The 25,950-nt window shown below is 67.8% G+C and carries 22 protein-coding genes and 1 pseudogene; 8 read left to right on the forward strand and 15 right to left on the reverse strand.

Annotated elements, in window-relative coordinates:
- The 6 genes from BST28156_RS07295 to BST28156_RS07320 all read right to left on the reverse strand — a co-directional run.
- Positions 1–2,249 (reverse strand): ESPR-type extended signal peptide-containing protein (locus BST28156_RS07295; protein ID WP_302478004.1); only part of this gene is annotated, 2,249 nt, incomplete at its 3' end.
- 1,030 nt (positions 2,250–3,279) lie between these two features.
- Entirely contained in the window at positions 3,280–4,185 is a 906-nt protein-coding gene (locus BST28156_RS07300; protein ID WP_174901883.1) for a ferritin-like domain-containing protein, read from the reverse strand.
- Positions 4,186–4,279: 94 nt separating this feature from the next.
- Positions 4,280–4,498: a hypothetical protein gene (locus BST28156_RS07305; RefSeq protein WP_009687263.1), complete on the reverse strand. Its 219-nt coding sequence runs from the start codon at positions 4,496–4,498 to the stop codon at positions 4,280–4,282.
- Positions 4,499–4,722: 224 nt separating this feature from the next.
- Positions 4,723–5,376, reverse strand: coding sequence for an NADPH-dependent FMN reductase (locus BST28156_RS07310; RefSeq protein ID WP_009687262.1), 654 nt, complete (start codon positions 5,374–5,376; stop codon positions 4,723–4,725).
- 279 nt (positions 5,377–5,655) lie between these two features.
- Positions 5,656–7,020 (reverse strand): DUF3999 domain-containing protein, encoded by a 1,365-nt coding sequence (locus tag BST28156_RS07315; protein ID WP_174901884.1) that lies wholly within the window; start codon positions 7,018–7,020, stop codon positions 5,656–5,658.
- Complete coding sequence (locus BST28156_RS07320) at positions 7,017–10,448, reverse strand: DUF2339 domain-containing protein (protein ID WP_174901885.1); 3,432 nt, start codon at positions 10,446–10,448, stop codon at positions 7,017–7,019. The genes BST28156_RS07315 and BST28156_RS07320 overlap by 4 nt, the downstream gene beginning before the upstream one ends.
- Before the next feature lie 44 nt (positions 10,449–10,492).
- Between BST28156_RS07320 and BST28156_RS07325 the strand changes: the two are divergent.
- From BST28156_RS07325 to BST28156_RS07340, 4 genes and pseudogenes are all read left to right on the forward strand, one after another.
- Positions 10,493–12,205: pseudogene (locus BST28156_RS07325) on the forward strand (quaternary amine ABC transporter ATP-binding protein).
- Positions 12,198–13,094, forward strand: coding sequence for a choline ABC transporter permease subunit (gene choW, locus BST28156_RS07330; RefSeq protein WP_060244592.1), 897 nt, complete (start codon positions 12,198–12,200; stop codon positions 13,092–13,094). The pseudogene BST28156_RS07325 and the gene choW overlap by 8 nt, the downstream one beginning before the upstream one ends.
- A 112-nt stretch (positions 13,095–13,206) precedes the next feature.
- Positions 13,207–14,205 carry a GlxA family transcriptional regulator gene (locus BST28156_RS07335; protein ID WP_060244590.1) on the forward strand — a complete coding sequence of 333 codons (999 nt, stop codon included), beginning with the start codon at positions 13,207–13,209 and terminating at the stop codon, positions 14,203–14,205.
- A 98-nt stretch (positions 14,206–14,303) separates the two neighbouring features.
- Positions 14,304–15,254, forward strand: a complete 951-nt coding sequence (locus tag BST28156_RS07340) for a choline ABC transporter substrate-binding protein (protein ID WP_060244587.1) — start codon at positions 14,304–14,306, stop codon at positions 15,252–15,254.
- Positions 15,255–15,346: 92 nt separating this feature from the next.
- Here BST28156_RS07340 and BST28156_RS07345 read toward each other — a convergent pair whose 3' ends face one another.
- From BST28156_RS07345 to BST28156_RS07360, 4 genes are all read right to left on the reverse strand, one after another.
- Positions 15,347–15,499 carry a chlorhexidine efflux transporter gene (locus BST28156_RS07345; protein ID WP_254596356.1) on the reverse strand — a complete coding sequence of 51 codons (153 nt, stop codon included), beginning with the start codon at positions 15,497–15,499 and terminating at the stop codon, positions 15,347–15,349.
- Between the two features lie 137 nt (positions 15,500–15,636).
- On the reverse strand, positions 15,637–16,776 hold the full coding sequence (locus BST28156_RS07350; RefSeq protein WP_174901886.1) for a WD40/YVTN/BNR-like repeat-containing protein: 1,140 nt from the start codon (positions 16,774–16,776) through the stop codon (positions 15,637–15,639).
- Between the two features lie 72 nt (positions 16,777–16,848).
- Positions 16,849–17,118: a MoaD/ThiS family protein gene (locus BST28156_RS07355; RefSeq protein WP_060244582.1), complete on the reverse strand. Its 270-nt coding sequence runs from the start codon at positions 17,116–17,118 to the stop codon at positions 16,849–16,851.
- A gap of 91 nt (positions 17,119–17,209) precedes the next feature.
- Positions 17,210–17,899, reverse strand: coding sequence for an aspartyl/asparaginyl beta-hydroxylase domain-containing protein (locus BST28156_RS07360; RefSeq protein ID WP_174901887.1), 690 nt, complete (start codon positions 17,897–17,899; stop codon positions 17,210–17,212).
- Between the two features lie 201 nt (positions 17,900–18,100).
- Here BST28156_RS07360 and BST28156_RS07365 point away from each other — a divergent pair, with 201 nt between their 5' ends.
- Positions 18,101–18,445: a DUF4148 domain-containing protein gene (locus tag BST28156_RS07365; RefSeq protein ID WP_174901888.1), complete on the forward strand. Its 345-nt coding sequence runs from the start codon at positions 18,101–18,103 to the stop codon at positions 18,443–18,445.
- Positions 18,446–18,553: 108 nt separating this feature from the next.
- On the opposite strand, the gene BST28156_RS07370 is transcribed toward BST28156_RS07365, so the two are convergent.
- The 3 genes from BST28156_RS07370 to BST28156_RS07380 all read right to left on the reverse strand — a co-directional run bounded on the left by BST28156_RS07370 (position 18,554) and on the right by BST28156_RS07380 (position 21,214).
- On the reverse strand, positions 18,554–19,081 hold the full coding sequence (locus tag BST28156_RS07370; protein ID WP_174901889.1) for a cytochrome b: 528 nt from the start codon (positions 19,079–19,081) through the stop codon (positions 18,554–18,556).
- Positions 19,082–19,151: 70 nt separating this feature from the next.
- Positions 19,152–20,558 (reverse strand): ATP-binding protein, encoded by a 1,407-nt coding sequence (locus BST28156_RS07375; protein WP_174901890.1) that lies wholly within the window; start codon positions 20,556–20,558, stop codon positions 19,152–19,154.
- Positions 20,555–21,214: a response regulator gene (locus BST28156_RS07380; protein ID WP_060244573.1), complete on the reverse strand. Its 660-nt coding sequence runs from the start codon at positions 21,212–21,214 to the stop codon at positions 20,555–20,557. Before BST28156_RS07380 ends, BST28156_RS07375 begins: the two co-directional genes overlap by 4 nt.
- A 284-nt stretch (positions 21,215–21,498) precedes the next feature.
- On the opposite strand from BST28156_RS07380, the gene BST28156_RS07385 reads away from it, so the two are divergent.
- Genes BST28156_RS07385 through BST28156_RS07395 form a run of 3 tightly spaced genes read left to right on the forward strand, consistent with a single transcriptional unit; the run spans position 21,499 to position 24,110 of the window.
- Entirely contained in the window at positions 21,499–21,849 is a 351-nt protein-coding gene (locus BST28156_RS07385; RefSeq protein WP_060244572.1) for a hypothetical protein, read from the forward strand.
- Positions 21,850–21,900: 51 nt separating this feature from the next.
- On the forward strand, positions 21,901–23,070 hold the full coding sequence (hpnI, locus tag BST28156_RS07390; RefSeq protein WP_174901891.1) for a bacteriohopanetetrol glucosamine biosynthesis glycosyltransferase HpnI: 1,170 nt from the start codon (positions 21,901–21,903) through the stop codon (positions 23,068–23,070).
- Entirely contained in the window at positions 23,070–24,110 is a 1,041-nt protein-coding gene (locus BST28156_RS07395; protein WP_174901892.1) for a lysylphosphatidylglycerol synthase domain-containing protein, read from the forward strand. Before hpnI ends, BST28156_RS07395 begins: the two co-directional genes overlap by 1 nt.
- 42 nt (positions 24,111–24,152) lie before the next feature.
- Here the strand turns inward: BST28156_RS07395 and denD are convergent, their stop codons facing one another.
- Both denD and otnI read right to left on the reverse strand, forming a co-directional pair.
- Complete coding sequence (gene denD / locus BST28156_RS07400; RefSeq protein WP_174901893.1) at positions 24,153–25,124, reverse strand: D-erythronate dehydrogenase; 972 nt, start codon at positions 25,122–25,124, stop codon at positions 24,153–24,155.
- Positions 25,125–25,152: 28 nt separating this feature from the next.
- On the reverse strand, positions 25,153–25,929 hold the full coding sequence (otnI, locus tag BST28156_RS07405; RefSeq protein WP_060244562.1) for a 2-oxo-tetronate isomerase: 777 nt from the start codon (positions 25,927–25,929) through the stop codon (positions 25,153–25,155).
- Positions 25,930–25,950: the final 21 nt, after the last annotated feature.

The raw sequence follows: 25,950 nt of genomic DNA on the forward strand, positions 1-25,950 counted from the left end.
CCGGTGGACAACGAACTGATGCCGGTCGAAGCCGAGGTGGACAACGACAGCACCGAGCTATTGGTCGAGCTAAGCCCGGTCGACAGCGAGCCGATCGAGCTATTTGCCGACGACAACCCCGTCGAAGTCGACGACGAAAGCGAAGCGACGTTACTGTTGGTGGAACTGAGGCCGGTCGACAACGAGCTGATGCCGGTCGAAGTCGAGGTGGACAACGACAGCACCGAGCTATTAGTGGAGCTCAGCCCCGTCGACAGCGAGCCGATAGAGCTGTTAGCCGACGAGAGCCCCGTCGAAGTCGACGACGACAGCGAAGCGACGTTACTGTTGGTGGAACTGAGGCCGGTGGACAGCGAACTGATGCCGGTCGAAGCCGAGGTGGACAACGACAGCACCGAGCTATTGGTCGAGCTAAGCCCCGTCGACAGCGAGCCGATCGAGCTATTCGCCGACGACAACCCCGTCGAAGTCGACGACGAAAGCGAAGCGACATTGCTGTTGGTGGAACTGAGGCCGGTCGACAACGAGCTGATGCCGGTCGAGGTCGACGTCGACAGCGACAACACCGAGCTGTTGGTCGAGCTCAGCCCGGTCGAAAGCGACCCGATCGAGCTATTGGCCGACGACAGCCCTGTCGAAGTCGACGACGACAGCGAAGCGACATTGCTGTTGGTGGAGCTGAGTCCAGTGGACAGAGAGCTGATACCGGTCGAGGTCGACGTCGACAGCGACAACACCGAGCTGTTGGTCGAGCTCAGGCCCGTCGACAGCGACCCGATCGAGCTGTTCGCCGACGACAGCCCCGTCGAAGTCGAGGACGACAGCGAGGCGACATTGCTGTTGGTGGAGCTGAGTCCGGTGGACAGCGAGCTGATGCCGGTCGAGGTCGACGTGGACAGAGACAGCACGGAGCTGTTGGTCGAGCTCAGCCCGGTCGACAACGACCCGATCGAACTGTTGGCCGACGACAACCCCGTCGACGTCGACGAGGAAAGGCTGGCGATGCTCGAAGTCGTCGTGCTAGCGACCGAATACAACTGGCTGCCGTTGATCGCATCGGTGCTGGTGGCCGAAACCAGGCCCGCGGCGACGTTCTGCACGCGTCGTTCCGCACCGACGGAGCCGACGCTGACGACCCCGCCGTTTGCAGCGCTGCCGGCGTAGCTGCCGAACGTCTGCCCGCCGATCGTCGTGCTGAGCACGGTGCTGGTACCGCCAGTCGCGGTCGATGCTGTGCCGGTCGTCACCGCGCCCTGGCCGATTGCAACCGAACCCGTCACGTTTGCCGTAGCCCCCGTACCGAACGCCGATGCGTTCGCGGCGGTCGCGGAGGCGCCCGCGCCGAAGGCGGTCGTATTGTTGGCCAATGCATTCGAGGTGTTGCCGAACGCAGCGGCATTGTTCCCCGTCGCCGTTGCGGCGTTGCCGAGCGCGGTGGCGGACAGGCCCGTCGCCGTTCCGGTCGTGCCCTGCGCATAGGCGCTCTGGCCGATCGCAACGTCGCCGTTGGACATCGTTCGAGCCGAATTGCCGAGCGCCATCGAATTGACGCCCACGCCGGCCGTGCTGGCGCCCAGTGCGACCGCACCGCTGGCGGCCGACGTCGCGCCGTTGCCGATCGCGACGGACGACTGGCTCGACGCGGTGACCGACTGGCCGATCGCGATCGACTGGTTGCCGGTCGCCTGCGAGCCTGTCGCACCGGCATGGCCGCCGATCGCGAGCGCGTCCGTGCCGGTGGCGAGTGCCTGGTCGCCGATTGCAACCTGCGAGCCGAGGCCGGTGGCCGTCGCGGTGGCGCCGATGGCCACCGGCGAGGTTCCCTGGCCCGAGTTGGTGCCGATAGCCTGAGCGCCCTGGCCGATTGCAATTGCACCGTTTTGCAAAGTCGAGTTCGACGTGCCGGCCGTTGCGTTGCCGATCGCGATCGCGCCGGCAACCGACGCGTTTCCGGTAGCGGTTGCGCCGTTGCCGATCGCGACCGCGTAAAGGCCCGACGCCGTGGAGGAGTACGACGATCCGGTACCGCCGCCGATTGCGACCGCACCGCTGCTCGCGGAAGATCGGGTACCCACCGTGTACTGCGCGTGCGCGACGTGGGTTACGCCTGCCCCGGTCGCGAGTACGGCCGCCACCACGGCCTTCGCCACAGCCGACTTGTTCGGCTTGCCGCGCGCGGTAGAAATTTCCGATGCAGCGACCCAGGCCCCGAGTGCTTCGTTCCAGATCGAGCGGTATGTGCGGTTCATGCCCTGCTACCTCCAAATAAGCACGCAACACACCGGTCTCTTTCGTTAGATGAATATGCCGGACGCTCGCGCGCATCTCAAAAATATCGCCGGAGTTTATTGGAGGGTGATTTTTGAGACTGCAAAGGAATGACAAATTGACGGTTTCGAAAGTCAAAAGATCGTTAATTGATCACATTTTGATGCAGCAGGCGGTAATGACTATGGAGGGTGTGAAAAGGTATTGTGTAAGAAGTTTTCCAAATCTGATCCACGATAGTTTTTCGTTTTAAATCAATAGGATGCTGGAAATATGTGGCTCGCAACAAGCATTATTCATATGAAGATGAAAGGAAATCGAAAGAGCAAACGTTTGCGCGTGTGGTAATTCTTTCGCGAATGTAATGTTTGCCGAGTGGCAGGTTCTGAATAAATAAGACCTCTCGTTGAGATTTTGAAATGTTCTCTATTATCTAGATATATCAAATTTGTATGGATTGTATTTAATATAATAATTGATAAATCGTGGAATTCCGATTGTGCAGATTTGCGCATCGCCCTCCGTGCGATCGCCCGTGGGACGGGCCTCTCGAAGCGGTCCGTCTGGCGGATTTGTAAGAATTTGCTACCGAGATAGAGACATGACGCCGTCGATTTACCGTCAAATTTTCCGATTGGCGGAAACGGCTTTTTCGGCAAGTTTGCCGACGTACCGATTCGCTCGCCCCGACACCGTGCAAGATCCCGGACGGGTGAAAAGGGCGGGATGCGTCCGTGTCCGGGCGGCACGTAGTGCCCGAGGCGGGGGAGTCCGGTGAAGGGTCCGCGGCAGCCCGGGAAAACGAGCTTGAGGCCGAAGCCGCCGCGTTGCGCGGAGGCGCATGTGACCGGCGTGCGATCGCGAGCGGCGCCATCGGCTGCCAGTGGCCGATCGGCCCTGCGCAACCTGCGCCGTGGATCGTGAACAACCGATCACGACACCTGATGCGGGATGAAAACCCAAACGGGCCGCCGCCGCCGGATCACGATCCGACCCCGGGGCCCGTCCAGCCTATTTCTTCCGGATAAAGCGCAGCGCGAGGCGCGCCATGCGCGGGACGAAGGTCGGGCGCAACAGGCGCCCGTCGTAGCCGGCCATCCGCCGGTCGTTCTCCGACAGGCACAGTTCGATCAGTTCGCGCGGATCGAGCGCGTCGCCGACGGCGGCCGTGCCCGTCGCCGGGAAGTTTGCGTCATGCGCGACGCCGTCGGCGTCGATGCCGCGCGCGATGCCGATGCGCTCCCATACCAGGAACGCCCACACGGCCGCGACGCGCGCAAAGAACCACGGCCGGCGCCACCAAGGCATGTTGCGCCAGTACCATGCGAACCAGTTGACGAAGAACAGGATGTGGCGGCCTTCTTCCTGGATCACCGGCTCGAAGGTGTCGACGAGTTCGGGCGGGAAGTAGCCGGAGCGCTGCGCGGAGCGGAACAGCCCGAACGCGAAGAAGCTGTCGATGCATTCGCTGAAGCCCGTCACCATCCACGACCACTCGGGATCCTTCGGCGCGGGATAGGCCGGCTCGGGCGCGAGCTTGATGCCGTACGCGTCGACCAGCTTCGACAGGACGACCTTGTGGCGCGCTTCCTCGCTGCCGTCCATGTCGAGCGCCTGCCGCAGCAGCGGATCGTCGACGGTCGCCGCGAACGTCGCGACGCGGATCGATGCGCGCCCTTCGGTCTGGACCGCGATGTCCCAGATCGGCAGCGACGTGAGCCGCTCGAGCTCGTTCGGCTTGAGCGGCGGCCAGTCGATCACGGCCGGCTTGTACGGGTTGTGTGTATCGAGCAGCATGCGGCAGAACATCTGCTTGTGCGCATCGGAACCGATCCGGACCGGACCCGTTCTCTCGAAAGTCCAGTTGCGCATCGCGTGATCTGCTGCTGCATGCTCTTCGTGCAGCGTGTCAGTCATGGCTGTTGTTATGCGATTACGGATCGAAAGATTCTCACATAGCTTCCGTATTCGCGTATTTTCGTGCGGCCATGCGCACGCCGCACCCGACGCGTCAGGCGTGCGTGTCGACCCAGAGGCGCCCCCAGCGGGACGCGTAGGCGAGCGCGTGCTCCTCCTCGAAGAAGAAGTCGATCGCGTCGAACGAAACGGCGCGTGACGACGGGCCGCCGCTCGCCTTCTCGATCGTCAGGTTGGCGGCGAACAGCCCGTTCGGCAGCCGGGCGGCAGCGGGGGCGACTTCGTAGCCCTTGTAGCGGATCGTGCGGTTCATGGCTTGCGCGAAGAAGGTTCGGGCTTTCAGCGTACGAAAACCCGCGGCCCGCGTGAACCAATCTTTCGGCCAATGCAAATCAGGTGGCGGGCAGAATCTTTATCGGCGGTCGGGCGCGTGTGCGTTGACGTCGGCGGGGCGGCATCCGCGGGAGTGGGCCGCATATGCGCCACCCGCGCGGGCGAACGTCGTCGGCCGGGCGCGGGCGGCGGGAAGGCGGGGCGTTACTTGTTGTTGGCGATCTTCAGCACGGGCGCGAGCGCGTCGACCGACGCCGCATGCGACGCCGCGCGATGCGACGCGAAGGCGAGCGCGAATTCGGCGGCCTGCGCGCCGACCGTTTCGAGCTGTGCGACCACTTTCGGGTCCGAGCAGCTGTCGGCGCTGTCGAAGCGCGTTTCGAGCGTGTTGACGGTGGCGCCGAACGGCGTCGGCCAGCCGCGCAGCGCGTGCACGATCGAGCGCAGCGAAGTCAGCACGGTGCCGGCCGCCTGCCAGCCGTAAGCGGTGACGATCAGGCCGACCGCGCGGCCGTCGAGGTAGGGGCGCTCGTCGGCGCGCAGTTCCTCGAGCGTGTCGAGCGCGTTCTTCACGAGGCCCGAGACACCGCCGTGATAGCCGGGCGTCGCAATGATGATCGCGTCGGCCTCGCGCACCGCGTCGATCAGCTCGCGCTGCGCGTCGGTCAGCGTCTTGTGCTCGGGGGCGTAGTGCGGCAGCGTGTGCAGGAACGGGCCGTCGAACAGGCGCGTGCGCGCGCCGGCTGCCTGCGCGCCGCGCAGTGCGAACGACAGCGCGCGTTCGGTCGACGACGCTGCGCGGGTGGTGCCGCCGATGCCGACGACGAACGGGCGGCGGTGTTGATCGAATGCAGTCAAGGGGCGCTCCTCAGCGATGGCTTGCCCGGCTAAGCACAGGCTTAAAACAGCATGGTAACGACCCCGTCGCCGCTGTGAAAACGACTTTTCGTTCTATCGATATGCGGTGCGGGCAGGTCGATCGTGCGTGCGGCGGCGCAGATCGATAGCAGAAATGCTTGGTTGGGATCGCATCTCGTCGTCGATATGATGAATCCGTCTCCTCCATGATGTCTCTACTGACATGGGTTGGCCCCGCCGCGCGGATGCAGGCGGGGCTTTTTTTCGTTCCGCGCAAGCTCACTCGTCGTCGCCGCGCGGATTGCCGCTGCCGCGCGCGAGTCGCCACGCGATCGTGCCGAGCACGCCGACTGCGGCGACCAGCGCACCCCACAGCACGTAGCGGCGCTTCGCGTCGGTATCGACGTCGACCGGTGCCGGCGGGGGCGCCGCGACTGGCAGTGCGGCGCCGACGCGCGCGGGCCGGACCTCGGGCGCCATGCCGACCAGCAGTGCGTCGCGCCCCACCGCCGACGACACCAGCGACGCATTGCCGACGCCGAGCGTGAACGGCGGCGCGCCGCGCGCGACGAAGGTCAGCGCGGCCGGATGCCAGCCGAACGAGATGGCCGGCTGGCCGCTGCCGAGCCCGCCGTTGCGCATGTCGACGACGAGCCGCCAGGTGCGATCCGTATTTGCGGCGAACGCGAGCGGCGGATTGCGCTGCTCGCCGGCCTTGCCCTGCAGCCGGAACAGCACGGCGTCCGCGACGTCGCGCCACGGCGTCTGCGCGTTCGGACGGCTCTGCAAAGTCGCGCGCGCGACGGTGTTCGGCTGCGGCAGGTCGATGCGCAGCCGGTCGACCGGATACGCGCCGTCGGTTTCGAACCGGTATTCGCCCGTCGCGTCGCCGGTCCGCACGTGCACGGCATTACGCCATTGGCGCGGCACGGCCGCGGCGTCGGTTGCGCGCGCGTCGCGCGGATGCGTTTCGATCTCGATCGACGCGATCGCGGGCGCGCCGTCGAGCCAGTTCAGCCGCAGATAGCGCGGCGCGGCGCCGTCGAGCGCGATGCGCTCCTGCACCAGCATCGCGTCGCCGCGACCGACCTTCAGCAACTGCGTATCGCCGAGCAGGCGCCAGCTTCGCAGGTCGTCGCTGGCTTCGACGGCGACGCGCCCCTGGTAGCTGTCGTCGCTCACGTGCACGAGCAGCGCGTCGGGCTGGCCGTCCGCATGCGACAGGTCGACGAGATCCGCGCCGCGCTTCGCGCGCGACGGTGCGACGACGGCGGCCCGCAACGAGCCGTCGGGCCCGACCGACACGCCGAGCGGCGCGTGGCCGTCGTCGGCGCGGGCGGCCGGCAGCGGAAACCAGTGCACCGGAACACGCGACGGCGGCGCTGCCGGCGTCGCGGCGGCCGGCGCGTCGAGCGAATACGGCACCGGCTCGCCCGCGCCGTTGAACACGCGCAGGTCGCCGAGATCGTCGCGCCGGCTCGCCGCATAGACGGGCTGCGGCACGGTCAGCTGGTAGTACGCGGCGCTGCCGTCGAGGTCGAGCGCAAAACGCTGTTCGACGCGCTCGGCGGGCGGCGCGCCGTCGGCCGCCGCCGCGAACGACGCCAGCAGGCTCAGTCCGAGCAGGGCGGCAAGCGGCTTCATGGGGTGTCTTCGCGATGGGCCGCGGCCTTCGGCGGCAGCGGCGAGAAATAACCGATCAACAGCAGCAGCACGCCGATGCCGATGAACGACACGATGCGTTCGATGCCCGTCACGTGCGACAGGTCGAACAGGAACAGCTTGACGACGGTCAGCGCGAGCAGCGCGGCGCCGACGAACCACAGCGGACGCAGCCCGCGACGCGTCGCCCAGATCATCGTCGCGAGCGCGCAGAGCGTCCAGTACACGGACACCGACGCCTGCACGAGCGTCGATGCCGCCATCGCGCCGAATGCGTACGGCACGCCGGTCCAGTGATGCAGCGTGCGCAGCAGGATGGCGTTCAGCCACAGGAACGCGGTGGCGCCGGCAGCGCTCAGCAGTTCGACGCGATAGTTGTCGAACGACCAGCCGAAGCGGCGCACGCGCACGAACCACGACACCGCGAGCGCATAGACGACCACCAGCACCAGATCGAGCGAATTGAACAGCGGCACGCGCGCCCAGCTTCCGCCGTCCTGCGTGAAGTTCGCGTAGAAGGTCCACACCCACATCACGACGACGAGCGGCAGCGACGCGAGCGCGCACACGCGCGCGATGCCGTCGCGGCGCGTCAGCCACATCCCGGCGAACGCAAACAGGCTCCAGCCGACCATGAACACCTGCTGCAGGCCGAACGACGCGAGCACCGTATCGACGTCGTAGGGCAGGTGGAAACGGTGATGCAGCGTGCGCAGCATCAGCGCGTTGAACCACAGGAACACGGTCGCGATCGCCGCGAAGTCGACGACGCGCGGATGCCATCCGATGCCGAGCGATTTCAGCCGGCGCAGCCACGCCGCGATCGCGACGAACACGAGGCCCTGCGCGACGTCGAGCGGATTGAGCAGCGGCAGCCAGAACAGCGGCGACGCGTCGCCGTCGCTGGTCACGCTGGCGATGCTCCACGCCCACAGCAGCATGGCGAGCGGCGCCGCGCCCCACACCTGGTACGCGCGCGGAAACGCTGCGACGGGCCAGCGCAGCCGCGAGCCGGGGCCGGACACCAGCAGGAGCAGCGCGCCGAAGCCGTATGCCCATGCGCTCCAGCTCCATGCGCCTTCGGGCACGAACGTGCGCAGGCGCCAGAACCCTTCGAGCGACAGCAGTCCGCACAGCGTCCAGAACATCAGCGTATGCAGCGGTGCGATCAGGCTGGCCAGCAGGCCGGCGACGTGGCTGCGCGCGGGAGCCGCAGCATCCTTCGCGGCGGCGTCGGTGGTGCCGTCGCGCGACTGACGCCACAGCAACGCATAACACGCGATCACGGCGATCGGCCACGCGAACGCGCCCATGCCCGACAGCGGCGCTTCGTGCGCTTCGTATGCACGCACCGCGAGCAGCGCAAGCACCGGCGTCAGCGCCAGCGCGGGCCATTCGGCGAGCGGCCATGCGAGCCGGCGGCGCGCGACGTGTGCGAGCCATGCGGTGCCGGCCGCGAACAGCGCGATCGCATCGACGACGAAGCGGTCGGCATGCAGATCGACGTGCCGGCTCGCGTACAGCAGGATTTCATGAAGGCCGCCGCTGATCCACCACAGCAAGCCCCACGCGGCGGCCGCGGCGCCGATCTCGGGCGCCCACGCACGCCATGCGCGCGCCTCGTCGCGCCCGTGCAGCCACCAGCCCGTAAACAGGCCGGCGAGCGCGATCAGCAGCATCGCGATATAGGCGCTGTTGAGCACCGGCAGCGCGTTCGCATCGCTCGGTCCGAGCAGGCTCGTGAAGAACGCGCCGGCGGCCGCGACCTGCATCAGCAGGCCGAAGCAGAACGGCGCGAGGCGCTTCTCGCGCACCGCGATCCAGACCAGCGCCGCGCCCTCGATCGCCCAGGCCGCGCTGGTCGTCGGGCCGGAAAAGGCGAGCGGCACCGCGAGCGTCGCGAAGATCACCGCGAGCGCGAGCATCGCTTCGAACAGCAGCGCGAGGCGCGCGCGCCGCCGCGCGAGCCACGCGGCGACTGCGACGTAGAACGCCGACAGCGCGACGGCGCTCCACGCGAGCCCGAACGGCATGTCCTTCACCAGCGCGGCCTGCAGCGCGGTCGCGACGATCGGCGTGCCGAACACGAGCGTGCCGTCCACGTAGTGCCGGAGCGCCAGTTCGCGACGCACCGCGTACAGCAGCGCGATGCCCACGTACATCAGGAAGAACAGCAGCAGAAACGGTTCGGTGCTGGCGAACAGCGCGGGGCGGTATGCGGTCACGCCCCATGCGGAGCCGATCGTGAAGGTGAACACGAAGCCGAGCAGGTTCAGCGGCCGCCATGCCTTGAACCACGCGATCGCGAAGATGCCTGCGTTCAGCAATGCGTAGTAACTGAACAGCGCGACGTGGCTGCCGTGGCCGGTCGACAGCAGCACCGGCGCGAGAAAGCCGCCGGCGCTGCCCATGAACGCGAGCGGCAGCGCATTCTGCTTGACCGCGAGGAACGCGCTCAGTGCGCAGACCGCGACCATCAGCGGGAACGCCGCGCCGACGGGCAGCAGCGCATAGAGCTTGGTCGCGGCGAAGATGGTCAGGTACAGGATGCCGACGCCGCCGCCTTGCAGCACGAGGCCGTATGCCGCGCGGCGCGCGCGCATGCGCCAGCCGAGCGCGAGCAGCGCGGCCGCGCCGAGCGCCGTGCCGGCGAGGCGGAATTCGATCGGCAGCAGGTTGTTGTCGGCCGCGTACTTGAGCAGGAACGCGACGCCGAAGAACAGCACGATGATCCCGACGCGCACGACCGTGTTGCCGCCGAGCAGCCAGTCGCGCGCGGCGCGGAATGCGCGTTCGGCAAAACCGGGTTCATGCGGCACGGGCGCGGCAGGGCGCGGCGGTGTGGCGGGCACCGGAGCGGCGGCGGGGCTTTCGTTTGTGCGTGGTGTTGCGGCCGGAACCGGTGTCGCGTGCGGTGTGGGCGTCGGCGCGGGCGCCGATGCGGAAGCCGGCGCAGCTGCCGGGCGGGCGACCGCCGGTTGCGCGGGCGGGCGTGACGGTGGACCGGCAGGGGCAACAGGTGCGGGCGTCAGCGGCGCGGCCGTGACGCCGGCGGCGGTCGCAGCGGGCGCGGATGCAACTGCGTCGGCAGGCGTCGTCCCGGCCTTCGCGCCGGCCAGTTGAGCGCGCAGCGAAGCGACTTCGCGGTTCAGCGATTCGACCGTCGCTTCGAGGCGCGCGACGCGATCGGCGAGCGGCGCGACCGGCTGTTGCGGCTGCGCGGGCAGCGTGAACGGATCGCGTGCGGTGCTGTTGCTGCTGTCGTCGCTGCGCTTGCGCTGCCGCAGCATATAGCCGAGACAGAAGCCGGCCACCGCGCCGAGCAGCGAGCCATTGGCGGCCGAGAAATCCCCGATCAATGCGGCGATGCCGCCCACGACGAAGCCGATTACGGCAAAGGCCCAGTTCATCGCCTTGCTCCCTCTCTATCTTTATCGTCCTTCGATCGCGGGTCGTGCCGGATCGAGGCTGTTTCTGCACGGCCGGCAGGCGAACCGGCTTGCGTGCATCGTCAGCGGAGCGTCGCGCGACAGGGGCGCGCGGCCTCGCTGGATTGCGGGGAATGTATCACAGCTGCCGACGGCGATTTTCGAGCTTGGAGCGGCGCCGCGGCAGGTGTGCGATCCGCTTGCGGCGCAGGCTTCGCATCGCTTTTGCGGACGGTCATGCTTTTTATTGGCGAGACAGTCTGATCGGACGTGAAATTGTCGCAAAGCGACGCGCGTGCGGTCGGCGTTGTCGCAAAACATCGCCCGACAAGGCATCCGCTGCTGCGCACAAGACCCGGTCGCGATGCCCGTCGTTGCTGGCCGTACGCGTTTTGCATCGCCGCAATCGAAGGCCGCCGCGGGCACCTGGCCGCCCGGCGGGGCTGCGGGGTGTGTCGTATTTGCGCAAGCGTTTGTCGTAATTCGTCGGCAGGCCGGGGTTTTTTCTGGCAACTATGTAGGCACGCTGTGACACGCGTGAGTCCCCGCTACACGAGGAGAAGGTTTCGATGGATGCCCCCAAGGTCGTAGTCGAAGGTCTGTGCAAGGTGTTTGGAAGTAATCCGCAGCAGGCGCTCGACATGCTCGCCGCCGGTGCGACGAAGGACGACGTACTGAAGCGCACGGGCCAGGTTGTCGGCGTGCACAACGTATCGTTCGACGTGCAGGAAGGCGAAATTTTCGTGCTGATGGGCCTGTCCGGCTCCGGCAAATCCACGCTGATCCGCCTCGTGAACCGGCTGGTCGATCCGAGCGCCGGCAAGGTGCTGATCGACGGGCTCGACGTCGCGTCGGCGCGCCGCTCGGCGCTGACCGCGCTGCGCCGCAAGGACATGAGCATGGTGTTCCAGTCGTTCGCGCTGATGCCGCATCGCTCCGTGGTGTCGAACGCGGCGTTCGGCCTCGAGGTCGCCGGCGTCGGCAAGAAGGAGCGCGAACGGCGTGCGATGGAAGTGCTCGAACAGGTCGGCCTCGCACCGTTCTCGCACAAGCTGCCGTCCGAGCTGTCGGGCGGCATGCAGCAGCGCGTCGGCCTCGCGCGCGCGCTGGCCGTGAACCCGTCGCTGATGATCATGGACGAGGCATTTTCCGCGCTCGATCCGCTCAAGCGCCGCGAAATGCAGGACGTGCTGCTGCAACTGCAGAAGGAACAGCGCCGCACGATCATGTTCGTGTCGCACGATCTCGAGGAGGCGCTGCGCATCGGCAACCGCATCGCGATCATGGAAGGCGGCAAGCTCGTGCAGGTCGGCACGCCGCAGGACATCATCGCGAACCCGGCCGACGACTACGTGCGCGCGTTCTTCGACGGCATCGACACGAGCCGCTACCTGACGGCCGGCGACCTGATGCAGACGGGCGCGGTGCCGATCGTGTCGAAGTGCGATGCCGCGAACGTCGCGGCGACGCTGAACGGCAGCGCCGAATACGCGTTCGTGCTCGACGCCGAACGCAAGCTGCGCGGCTTCGTCACGCGCGATGCGATCGGTCAGGCCACGCCGTCGGTGCGGCCGATCGAAAGCATCCGCCGCGACGCGACGCTCGATCACGTCGTCGCCCGCGTGGTGGCGAACCCGAACGCGCTGCCCGTCGTCGACGACGACGGCTGCTACTGCGGCTCGGTCGACCGCGCTCTTATCCTGAAGGCCATCACGCGTTCGCGAGGTTCCCATGTCTGAAATGATTCCGCTCGGTACCTGGGTCGACCAGTCCGTTCACTACCTGCTCGACCACGACGCGAAGACCTTCGACGCGATCGGTCAGGCGATCGAGGGTCTCGCGGCATTCGTCGAGCACGGGCTGCAGGCGATCCCGATGTGGCTGATGATGGCGATCTTCATCGGCATCGGTTTGTGGCGGGTCGGCTGGCGCTTCGCGCTGTTTACGACCGCGTCGCTGCTGCTGATCTTCGCGACGGGCTTCTGGGACCAGACCGTCATCACGCTCGGCCTCACGCTATCGTCGACGATCATCAGCCTCGTGCTCGGCATTCCGCTCGGCATCTGGGCCGCGAAGAGCAAGTGGGTGGCCGCGATCGTGCGTCCGATCCTCGACCTGATGCAGACGATGCCGGCCTTCGTCTATCTGATTCCGGCCGCGATGCTGTTCGGTCTCGGCCGCGTGCCGGGGATCCTGTCGACGGTGATCTTCGCGATGCCGCCGGCCGTGCGCCTGACGAGCCTCGGCATCCGCCACGTGAACCGCGAGATCGTCGAAGCCGGCCAGGCGTTCGGCTGCACGCCGTGGCAGCTGCTGTACAAGGTGCAGTTCCCGAATGCGCTGCCGTCGATCATGCAGGGTGTGAATCAGACGATCATGATGGCGCTGTCGATGGTGATCATCGCGTCGATGGTCGGCGCGGGCGGTCTCGGCAACGACGTGCTCGCGAGCATCCAGCGCCTGGACATCGGCCTCGGTTTCGAAAGCGGCCTGTCGGTCGTGCTGCTCGCGATCATTCTCGACCGCATCACCGAAAGCTTCGGCCGCGCACCGGGCACCGTCCGCGCCCCGCTGTTCTCGGGCCTGAAGCAGCTGTTCCGCATGAAGGCCGAAACCGCGCAGGCCTGATCGACCGGCGGCCGACGCCTCTCGTCCGGCCGCCTTCCTCCACTCAAGCACCGGCTCCCGTGGCGTGCGCCACGGGGCTGAACTTCTGCAACCTCGTCGATAGGAGAGCGATGTGACGTCCGCCGCCGCTGTCGCGCCCGCTGCCTGCGTTTCACCGGTTTCGTCCCTCGCGCACTTCGGCTTCCTGACACTGCCGAATTTCTCGATGATCGCGTTCTCGAGCGCGGTCGAAGTGCTTCGGATGGCAAACTACGTGACCCGCGAGGACCACTACCGGTGGTCGATCTACTCGCTCGACGGCGCGCCCGTGCATGCGAGCAACGGGATCGCGGTGCGCCCGACGCAGGCGCTCGACTATACGCGCCTGCCCGACGTGATGATCGTGTGCGGCGGGATCCGCATCCGCGACGTGGTCGACGACGGCGCGCGCGATACGCTGGCGGCGCTCGCCGAGCGCGGCCTGCCGCTCGGCGGGATCTGCACGGGCGCGTATGCGCTGATGTCGAGCGGGCTGCTCGACGGCTATCGCTGCACCGTGCACTGGGAAAACCTGTCCGCACTGCATACCGAGTTTCCGCAGGTGGGCTTCGCCGACGAGCTGTTCGTCGTCGATCGCGACCGGCTGACCTGCACGGGCGGCACCGCGCCGCTCGACCTGATGCTGAACCTCGTCGGGATGCGCTTCGGCCAGCAGCTTGCCGCGCAGGTGTCGGAGCAGTTCATTCTCGAACGCATCCGCAGCTCGACCGACACGCAGCCGATCCCGGTCGATGCCCGCGTCGGTTTTTCGCGCGCGGAGCTGATCGAGGTCGTGCGGCTGATGGAAGCGAACATCGAGGAGCCGCTGTCGCTCGAGGAGCTCGCGCGGCTCGTTCGACTGTCGCAGCGGCATCTGCAGCGGATGTTCAAGGTGTACCTGAACGTGTCGCCGACCCACTATTACCTGACGCTGCGATTGAAGCGCGCGCGCGACCTGCTGCGCACGACCGACGCGTCGATCGCGCGCGTGACGACCGTCTGCGGCTTCCATTCGCCGTGTCATTTCAGCAAGGCCTATCGCGCGCAGTTCGGCCATGCGCCGAGCTACGAACGCCGGCTGCCGGGACGCTGACCGGCGCGAATCATCCGCGGCGCCGCCGGGATCGCGGCGCGCGGCTTTCATGACGATCCCGTACTCGTGCAAACAGCATCACTTAGAGGAGAAGAAAGATGAAGCGCCTATTGATCGCAGCGGCATGTGGCATCGGGATCGCCGCCGCACCGGTTTCGGCCGTTCATGCGGCCGATCCGCCGGTGTGCAAGAACGTCCGGTTCGCGGACGTCGGCTGGTCCGACATCGCCGCGACGACGGGCCTTGCGTCGACGATGCTGCAAGGGCTCGGCTACAACCCGACGAAGACCATCGCGTCGGTGCCGATCACGTTCGCAGGGATCAAGAGCAAGCAGATCGACGTGTTCCTCGGCTACTGGTCGCCGACGATGGACCCGATCATCCAGCCGTTCACCAAGGCCGGCACGATCAAGGTGCTCGCGACGCCGAACCTGACCGGCGCGAAGTACACGCTCGCGGTGCCCGACTACGTGTACCAGGGCGGCCTGAAGTCGTTCGCCGACATCCAGAAGTACGCGGACAAGCTGAACGGCAAGATCTACGGGATCGAGCCGGGCAACGACGGCAACGCGCTGATCAAGAAGATGATCGACGGCAACCAGTTCGGGCTCGGCAAGTTCAAGCTCGTCGAGTCGAGCGAGGCCGGGATGCTGGTCGAGGTGAATCGTGCGATCCGCGACAAGCAGTGGATCGTGTTCCTCGGCTGGGAGCCGCATCCGATGAACGTGCAGATGAAGATCGACTACCTGAGCGGCGGCGACGACGTGTTCGGCCCGAACTACGGCGAGGCGAAGGTGCTGACGGCGACGCCGCCCGACTATGCGCAGCGCTGCCCGAACGTCGCGAAGTTCGTGTCGAACCTGCAGTTCACGACCGCGATCGAAAACCATGTGATGGTGCCGATCATGAACAAGGAAGACCCGAACAAGGCGGCTGCCGAGTGGCTGAAGGCGAACCCGCAGATGCTCGACAAGTGGCTGGCCGGCGTGACGACGGTCGACGGCAAGCCGGGCCTGCCGGCGGTGAAGGCGTATCTCGGCGTGCATTGAACATCGCGACGATCGGCGCTGCCGCCGCTGCGGCGGCGGGCCGACCGGACGAAACGCGGCCCGCGCGCGATGCGTGCGGGCCGCGTCGTTTTTCAGCGTGGCCGGGGCGCCGCCGACACGTCGAACACGCGATCGAACGTCCACTGGAACACGAACGCGTAGCAGAAGAAGAACGCGAACAGCGCGATATCGACGACGAACGCATCGAACCAGGAGATGGCGAGCCACCACGACACGACCGGCATCAGGATGAAGTCGCCCGCATCGGTGCGGGTGCATGAGCGACGCGGATGAGGCGTTCAGGAAGCGAACGACGAAGACACATGGCACGCGCGCGCAGTCCAACGCGGCGGTCTCCTGCGACCGGCCGTGCCGCATCCCGTCATCCGAACCGGACGCAATAGATCGGCGGCAGATGCGCGGACACCTGTTGCCAGTTTTCTCCGCCGTCTGCGGACGTCCATAATCCGCCGGTCGTCGATCCCATCGCGAGGCGCGTGCCCGAGTCGTCGACCGCGAGCCCGTGCCGGTACACGAGATCGTAGGCGGGCGCGGGCGGCAAGCCGTTCGAGAATGGCTCGAAACTGCGGCCGCCGTCGCGCGTGCGCGTGACGACGAACTCGCCGTTCACCGGAATCCGGCATGCGTCCTTCACGGCAGGCACGAACCACGCGGTGTCCGGCTCGCGCGGATGCACGGCGACCGCGAAGCCGAAGCTCGACGGCCGGGCCTCGATCCGCTGCCAGTGCGCCGCGCCGTCGGTCGAGCGGAAGATCGCGCAATGGTGCTGCGTCCACAGCACGTCCGGCGCGGCCGCGCACTGGACGACGCGGTGCGGATCCTGCGCGTTCGCCTCGCCGCGCCGCTCGGGCGGCATGTAGTCGGCTTCCATGCCGTCGGCGCTCACGCGCCACGTCGCGCCGCCGTCGCCGGTTTGCCAGACGCCGCCGCACGAGATGCCGACCGTCACGTGCCGGCTGTCGCGCGGATCGACCATCACCGAATGGATGCCCGGCGCATCGTAGCCGCCGCCGAACCATTCGCGCCGCTCCGGGCGATCCCACAGCGCGCGGTTGAGCGTCCACGTGTCGCCGCCGTCGTCGGAACGGAACAGCCCGCCGGGAATCGTGCCGGCCCACAGCACGCCCGGCTCGTCCGCGCCGCCGGCTTCGAGCGACCAGATCTGCTGAAGCGACCACGCGGGGCCCGGCGCGGACGGCGGGGCGTCGTCTTCGTCGTTGGCGGAGCGACTGCCCGCAGCGGTTTCGTCGGCCGGCTGCGGCGGATAGACGGGAACCGCGCATGGTTCCCAATCGGCCGCGCCGGTGCGCAGGCGATGCAGCTTCACGCCGAAATGGCCGAGATTGAGCGCGGCATAGAGCGTGCCGTCGCGCGGATCGGCGAGCGTCATGCTGACCGGCTCGCCGACGAAATGCGGCGCGCCGAGCGACCAGCCGCCGGCGCCGTCGGCGTGCAGCACGAACAGCCCCTTGCGGGTGGCGACAAGCAATCGATCGTTCATGCCGGGTGTCTCCTTGTCTGTTGCGGGTTCGGACGGCGCGGGCGGCACATGCGCCGATCGAGATCGACCCCTTTATCCGCCGGACAACGCCTGTACGACGTAGACGCGGCTCGCGGCGTCGAGCGGATCGGACAGATGCTGGCGGTCGCGCACCGGCCGGCCGTCGATGAACACCGCGAGATGCTTTCGCAGCGCGCCCTGATCGTCGAGGATGTAGCCGCGCAGTCGCGGCTGCTCGCCGAACACCGTCTCCAGCGCGTCGCCGAGCGTGCGCGCGTCGACGTCGCGCTCGGGCGTCTCGATATGCCGCTGGATCGAAGCGGCGAAGAAAAGGTGTGCCATCGCGGGTCGCCGGAAAGGGGGCCGTGCGCAGGCGTGCAGCGGCCGTCGGTTCTGTAGTGTAGGCGATCCGTATGGTGCTGCGCGCCGGGAACTAGACCGGAATCGATCCGCCCCGAATGCGAATGCCGAGCCGCACGATGCCGATCACCGCATTCGACAGCCAGGTGAGCAGACGCGGCATCCCGCGCCGGCGTATGTCGAGCAGCAGCACGATTCGCACTTCGTCGCTGGCGTTCCAGACCTCGTGCTCGAACGTGTCGTCCCACAGCAGGAAGCGGCCTTCGTCGAGCCGGTACTCGCGACCGTCGACCTTCAGCACGGCCGCCGGCGTGCCGTCCGCGCGCTTCGGCATCGACAGCACGAGATAGCCGCGCAGGATGCCGCGGAACGGGCCGCGGTGCGGCGGGATATGCTTGCCCGGCGCGAGGAACGACAGCGATGCGGACAGCACGTCCGGCGATGCCGCGACGAGCGACGCGACGCTCGGGCAGCGCGACAGGTTGCGCGGAAACGGCTGCCCGTATGCCTGCATGATGAACATGCGCCAGTCGCGCGCATCGTTGGCCGAGATGTCGCGCTGCTCGCTCATGATTTCGTGAAAGCGCGGGATGCGCGGCAGGTCGCGCGCGACGGCGAGCGCTTCGGCGCGGATGGCCGGCCACGTGCGAACGAAACGGTCGGCGTCGGGGAAGGCGGCCGCATCGAGCACGGCGCCGCCGTCGAGATGGCGGTCGTACAGCGTGCGCAGCAGGCCGGCGGCGTAATCGTAGACGGCGGACATGGGCGATCGATGGCGGTCCGTAGGGTGACGTCAGTCTGCCCCAGGCACGGTGGCGACTGCGTTACGTCAGGTTACGCCGACTGACGAATCAATGACAGGAAAATGAATGCGCGTGCAGCCGCATGACGGGAATAAACGATTGGCGGGGTGCGTCCTACGGGGTGTGGCAAGTCGTTTTTCCACTTCCCGAAGGAGCTGATCATGAACACGTCCAGGCTGATCGCCGCGTCGATGGCGGTCGTTTCGTTCGCAGGTTTTGCAACGCATGCGTCGGCGCAGGCACTGACGCGCGCCGAAGTGCGCCAGGCATTGATCGAGGCCGAGGATCAGGGTTCGCGCTTCGTGACCGATACGTCGTATCCGGCCGTCAGTCCGTTGTTCGAAGGCGCGGCAGCCGAGACGCGGCGCGACCAGGCGAACAGCGGTGCCGGCGGCTATGCCGGTAGCGCGTCCGATGCGGGCAAGCCGGCCGTGAAGCCGGCGGTGCCGGCTTCCGGCGCGTGCGTGGGCCCGGCGAGTTACTGCTCGGTGTATTTCGGCAGTTGATGCAGCGGCCCGATCGTTGCGTTTGCATTCATCTCGAAAGCAGGAATCCTGATGATCGGGCGATTCGCGCCATGCGCGTCATGCGCAGGATGAACGCGAAAACAGCGTTTACCAAGGCATCATCCGCTGCACCACGCCATCGCGCAGCACGAAACGATGCAGCAGCGCGGCGCCGACGTGCAGGCCGATGCAGGCCAGCAACACCCATGCGAGGATGCCGTGCACGTCGCCCATGGCGTGACCGAACCCGGAGCCGGCCGCCGACAGCGCCGGCAACGGAACGATACCGACCAGCGTTACGGCCCACGCGCGCGACGACGCGTTGATCCAGCCGAGCAGCGGCACCGCGATCAGCAGCACGTAGAGCCCGGCATGCGTGACGCCGGACAGCATACGCATCGCGGGCGACAGGTCGCTGGCGGGCGGCCGGTGCGTCGCGCGCCACAGCACGCGGCACGCCATCGCCGCGAGCAGCGCGGTGCCGACGATCAGGTGCGCGGCGATCAGGCCGACCGGCTGCGTGCCGCGATGGATGTCGGGCATCGTCCAGCCGATCGCATACTGCGCGACGACGAGCGCCACGATCAGCCAGTGAAGAAGGCGGGCGACTGCGTCGTATCGGGCCGGCGTGGACATGGCATCTCCAGATAAATGAATCGAGGCGTTGGCGTCACGCGGATTCTACGGAGGAATTCTTAACGAAAGGTTAAGCAGGCGGCGCCGATGCGACGGTATCCGCCGACGGCAGCGCGATCGCGATACCGAGGCCCGCGCCGTCGATGCCGCGCCCGAACTGCACGCTGCCGCCGAAGTATTGCGCGATGCGCTTGACGATCGACAGCCCGAGCCCGCTGCCGGGCGCCTGCGTGCCGCTGCCGCGATAGAAGCGGTCGCCGATCCGCTCGTGCTCGTCGTCGGCGACGCCCGGCCCGTCGTCGCGCACGACGATGCGCTGGGTCGCGCCGTCGTCGTGCACGCCGATCTCGACGCGGCCGCCGCGACGGCCGTACTTGATCGCGTTGTCGAGCAGATTGTCGAGCAGGATGCCGATCAGGATCGGATCGGCCTGGATCGCCCGTGCGGAGAGGTCGCCGGCGACGATGTCGATGGCCTTGTCCGATGCTGGCGCGAGATGGCGCTCGACGGCCGCGTCGACGAGTTCGCGGATGCCGACGGCGCGCGTCGGAATGGGTTCGTATTCGTCGAGCCGGGCGAGCAGCAGCAGTTGTTCGGCGAGGCGCGCGCTGCGGTCGACGCCTTGCACGACGCGTTGCATCGCGAGCTGCTTGCGCGCCGGATCGTCGGTCGACAGCGCCACCTGCGCCTGCACCTTGATCGCGGCCAGCGGCGTCTTCAGTTCGTGCGCGGCGTCGGACGTGAACGCGCGCTCGCGCCCGATCGACTGCCGCAGGCGCGCGAGCAGGCGGTCGATCGCGTCGACCAGCGTGCGCACTTCGTCCGGCACGGTCGCGATGCCGAGCGGCTCGAGCGAGCGCGCGTCGCGCGCGCCGATGACGGCCGACAAGGTTTTCAGCGGCGCGAGGCTGCGCCCGATCACGTACCAGAGCAGCAGCGCGAGCACCGGCAGCGCGCCGATCAGCGGCCAGACGATGCCGCGCGCGATGCCGGTCGCCAGATCGCTATGCGTGTTCGCCGTCTCCATCACGCGGATCGACCGCCCCGACGCGCGGTCGCGCAACGTGTGCATGCGCCACTCGGTGCCGCGGATGACGATCGTTTCCGGTGTGCCGAGCGTGTCGTGCGCGTCGGGCAGCCCGGCAGCGGCCGGAAGACTCGACGCGATGACGCTGCCCTGTGCGTCGCGCACTTCGAACAGCACGTCGCGCGGCTGTCGATCGCTGTCGTTTTCAGGGTCGGAGCTGCGGCCGGGCAGTTCGACGCGCGAATCGGGCGGGGAGCGGGCGAGCCGGTCGAGGTCGCCCGGCGACAGGACCGCGAGCAGCGACGCATATTCGACGAGGCGCGCATCGTCCCATTCGCCGATCTCGCGCGTCGCGTGCCGGAAGCTGCCGAATACCGCGGCGATCCACACGACGGTCACGCAGCCGACCGCCATCAACGATACGCGGCGTCGAATCGAGCGCGACATCATGGCTTGTCGACGACGTAGCCGATGCCCCGCACGGTGCGGATCAGGTCCGCGCCGAGCTTCTTGCGCAGGTTCGAGATATGGACCTCGATCGCGTTGCTTTCGAGGCCTTCCTGCCAGCCGTACAGGCCGTCCTCGAGGCGGGCGCGCGACTGCGGAATGCCCTGGTGGCTGACGAGCTGTACCAGGATCGCCCATTCGCGCGCGGTGAGCGCGATGCGCGATGCGTCGCGCGTCACGGTATGGGTGGTCAGGTCGATCGTGATGTCGCGCCACACGATCTCGTCGCCGGCGCGGCCCTGCGAGCGCCGCACGAGTGCGCGGCAGCGTGCGAGCACCTCGGACAGCTCGAACGGTTTCGCGAGATAGTCGTCCGCGCCGTCGTCGAGGCCGCTGACGCGATCGGCCACGTTGCCGCGCGCGGTCAGCACCAGCACCGGCACCGTATCGCCCGCATCGCGCAACGCCCGCAGCAGTTGCGTGCCGGACTTCCCCGGCAGGCCGAGATCGAGCACGACGAGCGCGAAGCGCGTGGTCGCGAGCGCCGCGGCGGCCGCGTTGCCGTCGCGCAGCCAGTCGACGTGATAGCCGGCCTGGCTCAGGCTGACTTCGAGGCCGCTGCCGATCAGATCGTCGTCTTCAACAAGGAGGAGTCGCATGGTCGATTCGCAATGCACGCGCAGCGATTGTACGAGGCCGACTGCGCGCGCCGTGCAACGGATTGTAATCGACGGGGTGTCGAATGCCGGACGATTCTGAAGAACGCTTAAGGTTTGCCGCCGGCATTCCCGCTACTATCGGCCACAGCATTTCTCCGGTCGATCTCCGATTCCCCTGATCCCGACTCCGGTCCGGTGCTTCTGCCACGGCGCGGAACGCGCTCGTTCGCGCCGCCCCGACCTTTCGGGTCGATGACAGTCGTTCTACGGGAGATTCACTCACGATGGCACCCTCGACGATCCAGCGATGGCGCGCCCACCTGCTGATCGCCGCGCTGGCCGGCATGTTCATCCAGTGCTTCGTGCTGGTTCTGCTGCTTGTGTTGCGCGTCCCCGCCGTTTTCTTCACCACGACGACGTTTCGCGGCTGGACCGTCGTGGCCGTCGCGACGGCCATCGTGGCGGCCCGCAGGCTTGCCGACGCGGCGTTCAGGGCCGCGATCGTGTGCGGACACGTGCGCGCGGCCGGAATCGACCGCAGCAAGGTAGTCGTGTCATCTGATTGCGCGTACCGTCTGCTGGTCGTCCTTTACATCCGGCTCAACGGAAACCGGTTCGGCCACCTGCTCGGGTGAGCCCGCCTGCGCGCGGGCGTTGCTGCCGGATGGGCCACCACGGGGGGAAGCATGGTTTTGCTGCATGAGCTGCACGCGCTTGGCGGCGCGATGTCGATGGTCTGCGGGTTGGCCGTGCTGCTGGGCATCGCGTATACGGTGACGGCCAGCGTACTGGTCGGCAGGTTCTTCGCGCGGCCGTCGCCGTCGCCGCACGACTATCCGGGCGTCACCGTCGCGAAGCCGCTGCACGGCGACGAGTGGCATCTCGTACAGCATCTTGAAAGCTTCTTCGTACAGGATTATCCGGGGCCGGTACAGCACCTGTTCGGCGTGCACGATGCGGGCGACGCCGCGCTCGCGGCCGTCGACGCGCTGCGCGTGCGCTATCCGGACGCGAACATCAAGGTCGTCGCCGATGCGCGGCTGTACGGGCCGAATCGCAAGATCGCCAATCTCGTCAACATGCTCGAACACGCGGAGCACGCGGTGCTCTGCCTGGCCGACAGCGACGTGCTCGTCGAGCGCGACTATCTGCGCGCGGTCGTCGGCGCGCTACAGCAGCCCGATGTCGGCATCGTGACGAGCGTGTATCGCGGGGTGCCGTCGCCGGGTGTCTGGCCTGCGTTCGCCGCCGCGATGACCAACTTCCATTTCCTGCCGGGCGTGATTACCGGGCTGTTCATCGGGCGTGCGCGGCCGTGCTTCGGGCAGACGATCGCGATCACGCGCGCGACGCTCGAACGCATCGGCGGGCTCGCCCGTTTCGCGCATCACCTGGCCGAGGACCACGCGCTCGGCGAAGCGGTGCGGCAGGTCGGCGCCCGCGTCGTGATCCCGCCGTTCGTCGTCGGGCACGCGTGCGTCGAACGGACCTTCGCGACGCTGTACGCGCATGAATTGCGCTGGAGCTGCACGATCCGCGCGGCGGACCGGCTCGGCCATGCCGGCTCGGTGCTGATGCATCCGCTTCCGCTCGCGCTGCTGACCGCGCTGCTGTCGGGCGGGACGAGCGCCGCGTGGGGGCTGACCGTCGCGGCGCTCGCGGCGCGCGCGCTGCTGGTGCTGAGAACGAGCCGCGCGACCGGTGCCGGCACGCGCGGCGCCGTGTGGCTGCCGCTGGTGGATGTCGTGCAGTTCGCGGTATTCGTGTCGAGCTTCTTCTCGTCGCATGTCGTGTGGCGCGGCAAGCGCTTTCGCGTCGACCGTCAGGGCCGGCTGTCGCCGGCGGGCGAGGCGTGATGCGCGATGCGTATTCCGGCGACGCCGGCGGCAACTGGCTGTCCGTGCGCCGCGAGGCGCGGCTGCGGCATGCGGGGCGCGCGGCCGCACTCGGCGGGCTGGTGATCGCCGTCTGGCTGATCTGGCGCGAGCATCCGCTGGAGATCCTGCGTCGGCTGCAGACGGCCGGCGCCGGGTTGCTGCTCGCCGCGCTGGTGCATGTGCTGCCGATGCTCGCGAATGCGTGGGACTGGCGGATGCTGATCCGCGGCGCGCGCCGGCCGTCGTTCGCGACGATGCTCGAGCTCGTGTGGATCCGCGAATCGATCAACGGCTTGCTGCCGGTCGCGCGGATCGGCGGCGAGATCGTGTCGTTCAGCCTGCTCCGGCGCGCGGGCGTGCGGCCGGCGACCGCCGTGGCCAGCCTCGTCGCCGACATGCAGCTCACGCTGGTCAGCCAGGTCGTGTTCGCGCTGGCCGCGATCGGCTACGTGCTCGAGCATGTGTCGTCCGATACCGCGCGCGTCGCGGCGCAGCTCGCGCTCGGGATGGCCGCGATGATGCCGATCCTGCTGCTGTTCGTGCTGGTGCAGCATGCGCGGCCGTTCGAACGCGCGATGCGCGCGATCAATCGCGTGACGAGCGGCAAGGTGGTCGCGCTCGTCGGCGAATCGGCGCGGACCGACCAGTCGCTGCGGCTGATCTGGCGAAAGACCGGCATCGTGGTGCGCTACGTCGCGATCTGGCAGACGCTGCAGTTCGCCGGCCATGCGCTCGAACTGTGGATCGCGCTGCACTTTCTCGGCGCGGACGCGACGTTTGCGCAGGCGCTGGTGATCGAGGCGCTGATCCAGATGCTGAGCAGCATCGCGTTCGCGATGCCGGGCGGGCTCGGCGTGCAGGAGGGCGGGTTCGTGCTGATCGGCGGGCTGCTCGGCTTCGATGCGCCGACCTGCCTGGCGCTGGCCGGCGCGCGGCGCGTGCGCGACCTGCTGTTCTACGTCCCCGGCTTGTTCGCGTGGCAGTTCGCAGTGCGACGCCGGTCGGCGTCGCCGCGATGAAGGGCGGCGCACCGCCGCATGCCGCGACGGTGCGCCGATGCATCAGCGCCGTTCGTCTTCGATATGGCTGCGGATCACATCCGCGAACGACGTGTCGCCCTTGAGGCCGAGCGCTTCGGCGCGCGTCGTGTCCCAGCGGCCGGGCCAGCTGCCGACGATCTTCTCGACGCGTTCGTCCGGCACATGGCGAATCCGCTTCGCGACTTCGTCGCCCGCCACTTCGCGCAGCGCGGCGATCATCTCGTCGACCGAGACCGACAGGCCGGGCAGGTTGATCGCGCGCTTGTTGCCGAGCTGCGCGCCGTCGAGTTCGCAGCCCGCGACGAGCGCATCGATCGCGCCGCGCGGCGACAGCAGCCACAGCCGCGTCGAGCCCGGCACCGGGCACACGCTTTCCTCGCCGTTCAGCGGTTCGCGGATGATGCCGCTCGCGAACGACGACGCGGCCGCGTTCGGCCGGCCGGGCCGCACGCTGATGGTCGGCAGGCGCAGCACGCGGCCGTCGACGAAGCCGCGTCGCGCGTAGTCGCACAGCAGCAGCTCGGCGATCGCCTTCTCGGCGCCGTACGACGATTGCGGATTCAGCGCGGTGTCGTCCTGCACGACCTCGGGCAGCGTGCCGCCGTAGACGGCGACCGAGCTCGTGAACACGACGCGCGGCTGGTGGCCGCGTGCGCGGCACACTTCGAGCAGCGCGCGCGACGCGTCGAGATTGATCCGCATGCCGAGATCGAAGTCGGCTTCCGCCTGTCCGCTGACGATCGCCGCGAGGTGGAAGATCGCGCCCGTCTGCGTGTCGATCGCGCTTTCCAGCACCGCGCGGTCGGCGATGTCGCCGACGATCGACGTCACGCGCGCGTCGCCGAAATCGCTGCCCTTGACGACGTCGAGCAGGACCAGCTCGTCGATCTTCTCGGGCCGGCCGCCGGGGCCGGTCAGTTCGCCGCGTTCGAGCAGCTTGCGCGCGAGGCGCTGGCCGAGAAAGCCGGCGCCGCCGGTGATCAGTACCTTCATGGTGTGAATCCTCTTCGGAATGCTTGAATTACAGGTAGGCGCGCAGCCAGCCGAGTCCTTCCGACGTGCCGGCCTTCGGGCGATATTCGCAGCCGATCCAGCCGTCGTAGCCGAGCGCGTCGATCAGCTCGAACAGATACGGGTAGTTGAGTTCGCCGAGATCCGGCTCGTGACGCTCGGGCACGCCCGCGATCTGGATATGTCCGATGCCGGCGAAGTCGCGCTTGAGCTTCATCGCGAGATCGCCTTCGACGATCTGGCAGTGGTAGCAGTCGAACTGCACCTTCACGTTCGGCGCGCCGATGTCCGCGCAGAGCGCATGCGCGTCGTCCTGCCGGCTCACGAAATAGCCGGGCATGTCGCGCTGGTTGATCGGCTCGATCAGCACCGTGATGCCGTGCGCGGCGGCGGCCTGTGCCGCGTGGCGCAGGTTCGCGACATAGGTGTCGCGATGGCGCGCACGGTCGGCGCCCGGCGCGACCAGGCCGGCCATCACGTGCAGCTTCTTGTTGCCGAGCACGCGCGCATAGTCGAGCGCCTGGTCGATGCCGCGCCGGAACTCGTCCTCGCGGCCCGGCAGCGACGCGATGCCGCGTTCGCCGGCAGCCCAGTCGCCGGGCGGCGCGTTGAACAGCGCCTGTTCGAGGCCGTGCGCGTCGAGGCGCGCGCGGATGTCGTCGGCGGAGAAGTCGTACGGGAACAGGTACTCGACGGCCTTGAAGCCGTCGTGGGCGGCAGCGGCGAAGCGTTCGAGGAACGCATGCTCGTTGTACATCATCGAGAGGTTGGCGGCGAAGCGTGGCATGGCGACGGGTCCAGTGAATGA

The sequence above is a fragment of the Burkholderia pseudomultivorans genome, from assembly GCF_902499075.1.
GTDB classification, from domain to species: Bacteria; Pseudomonadota; Gammaproteobacteria; order Burkholderiales; family Burkholderiaceae; genus Burkholderia; species Burkholderia pseudomultivorans.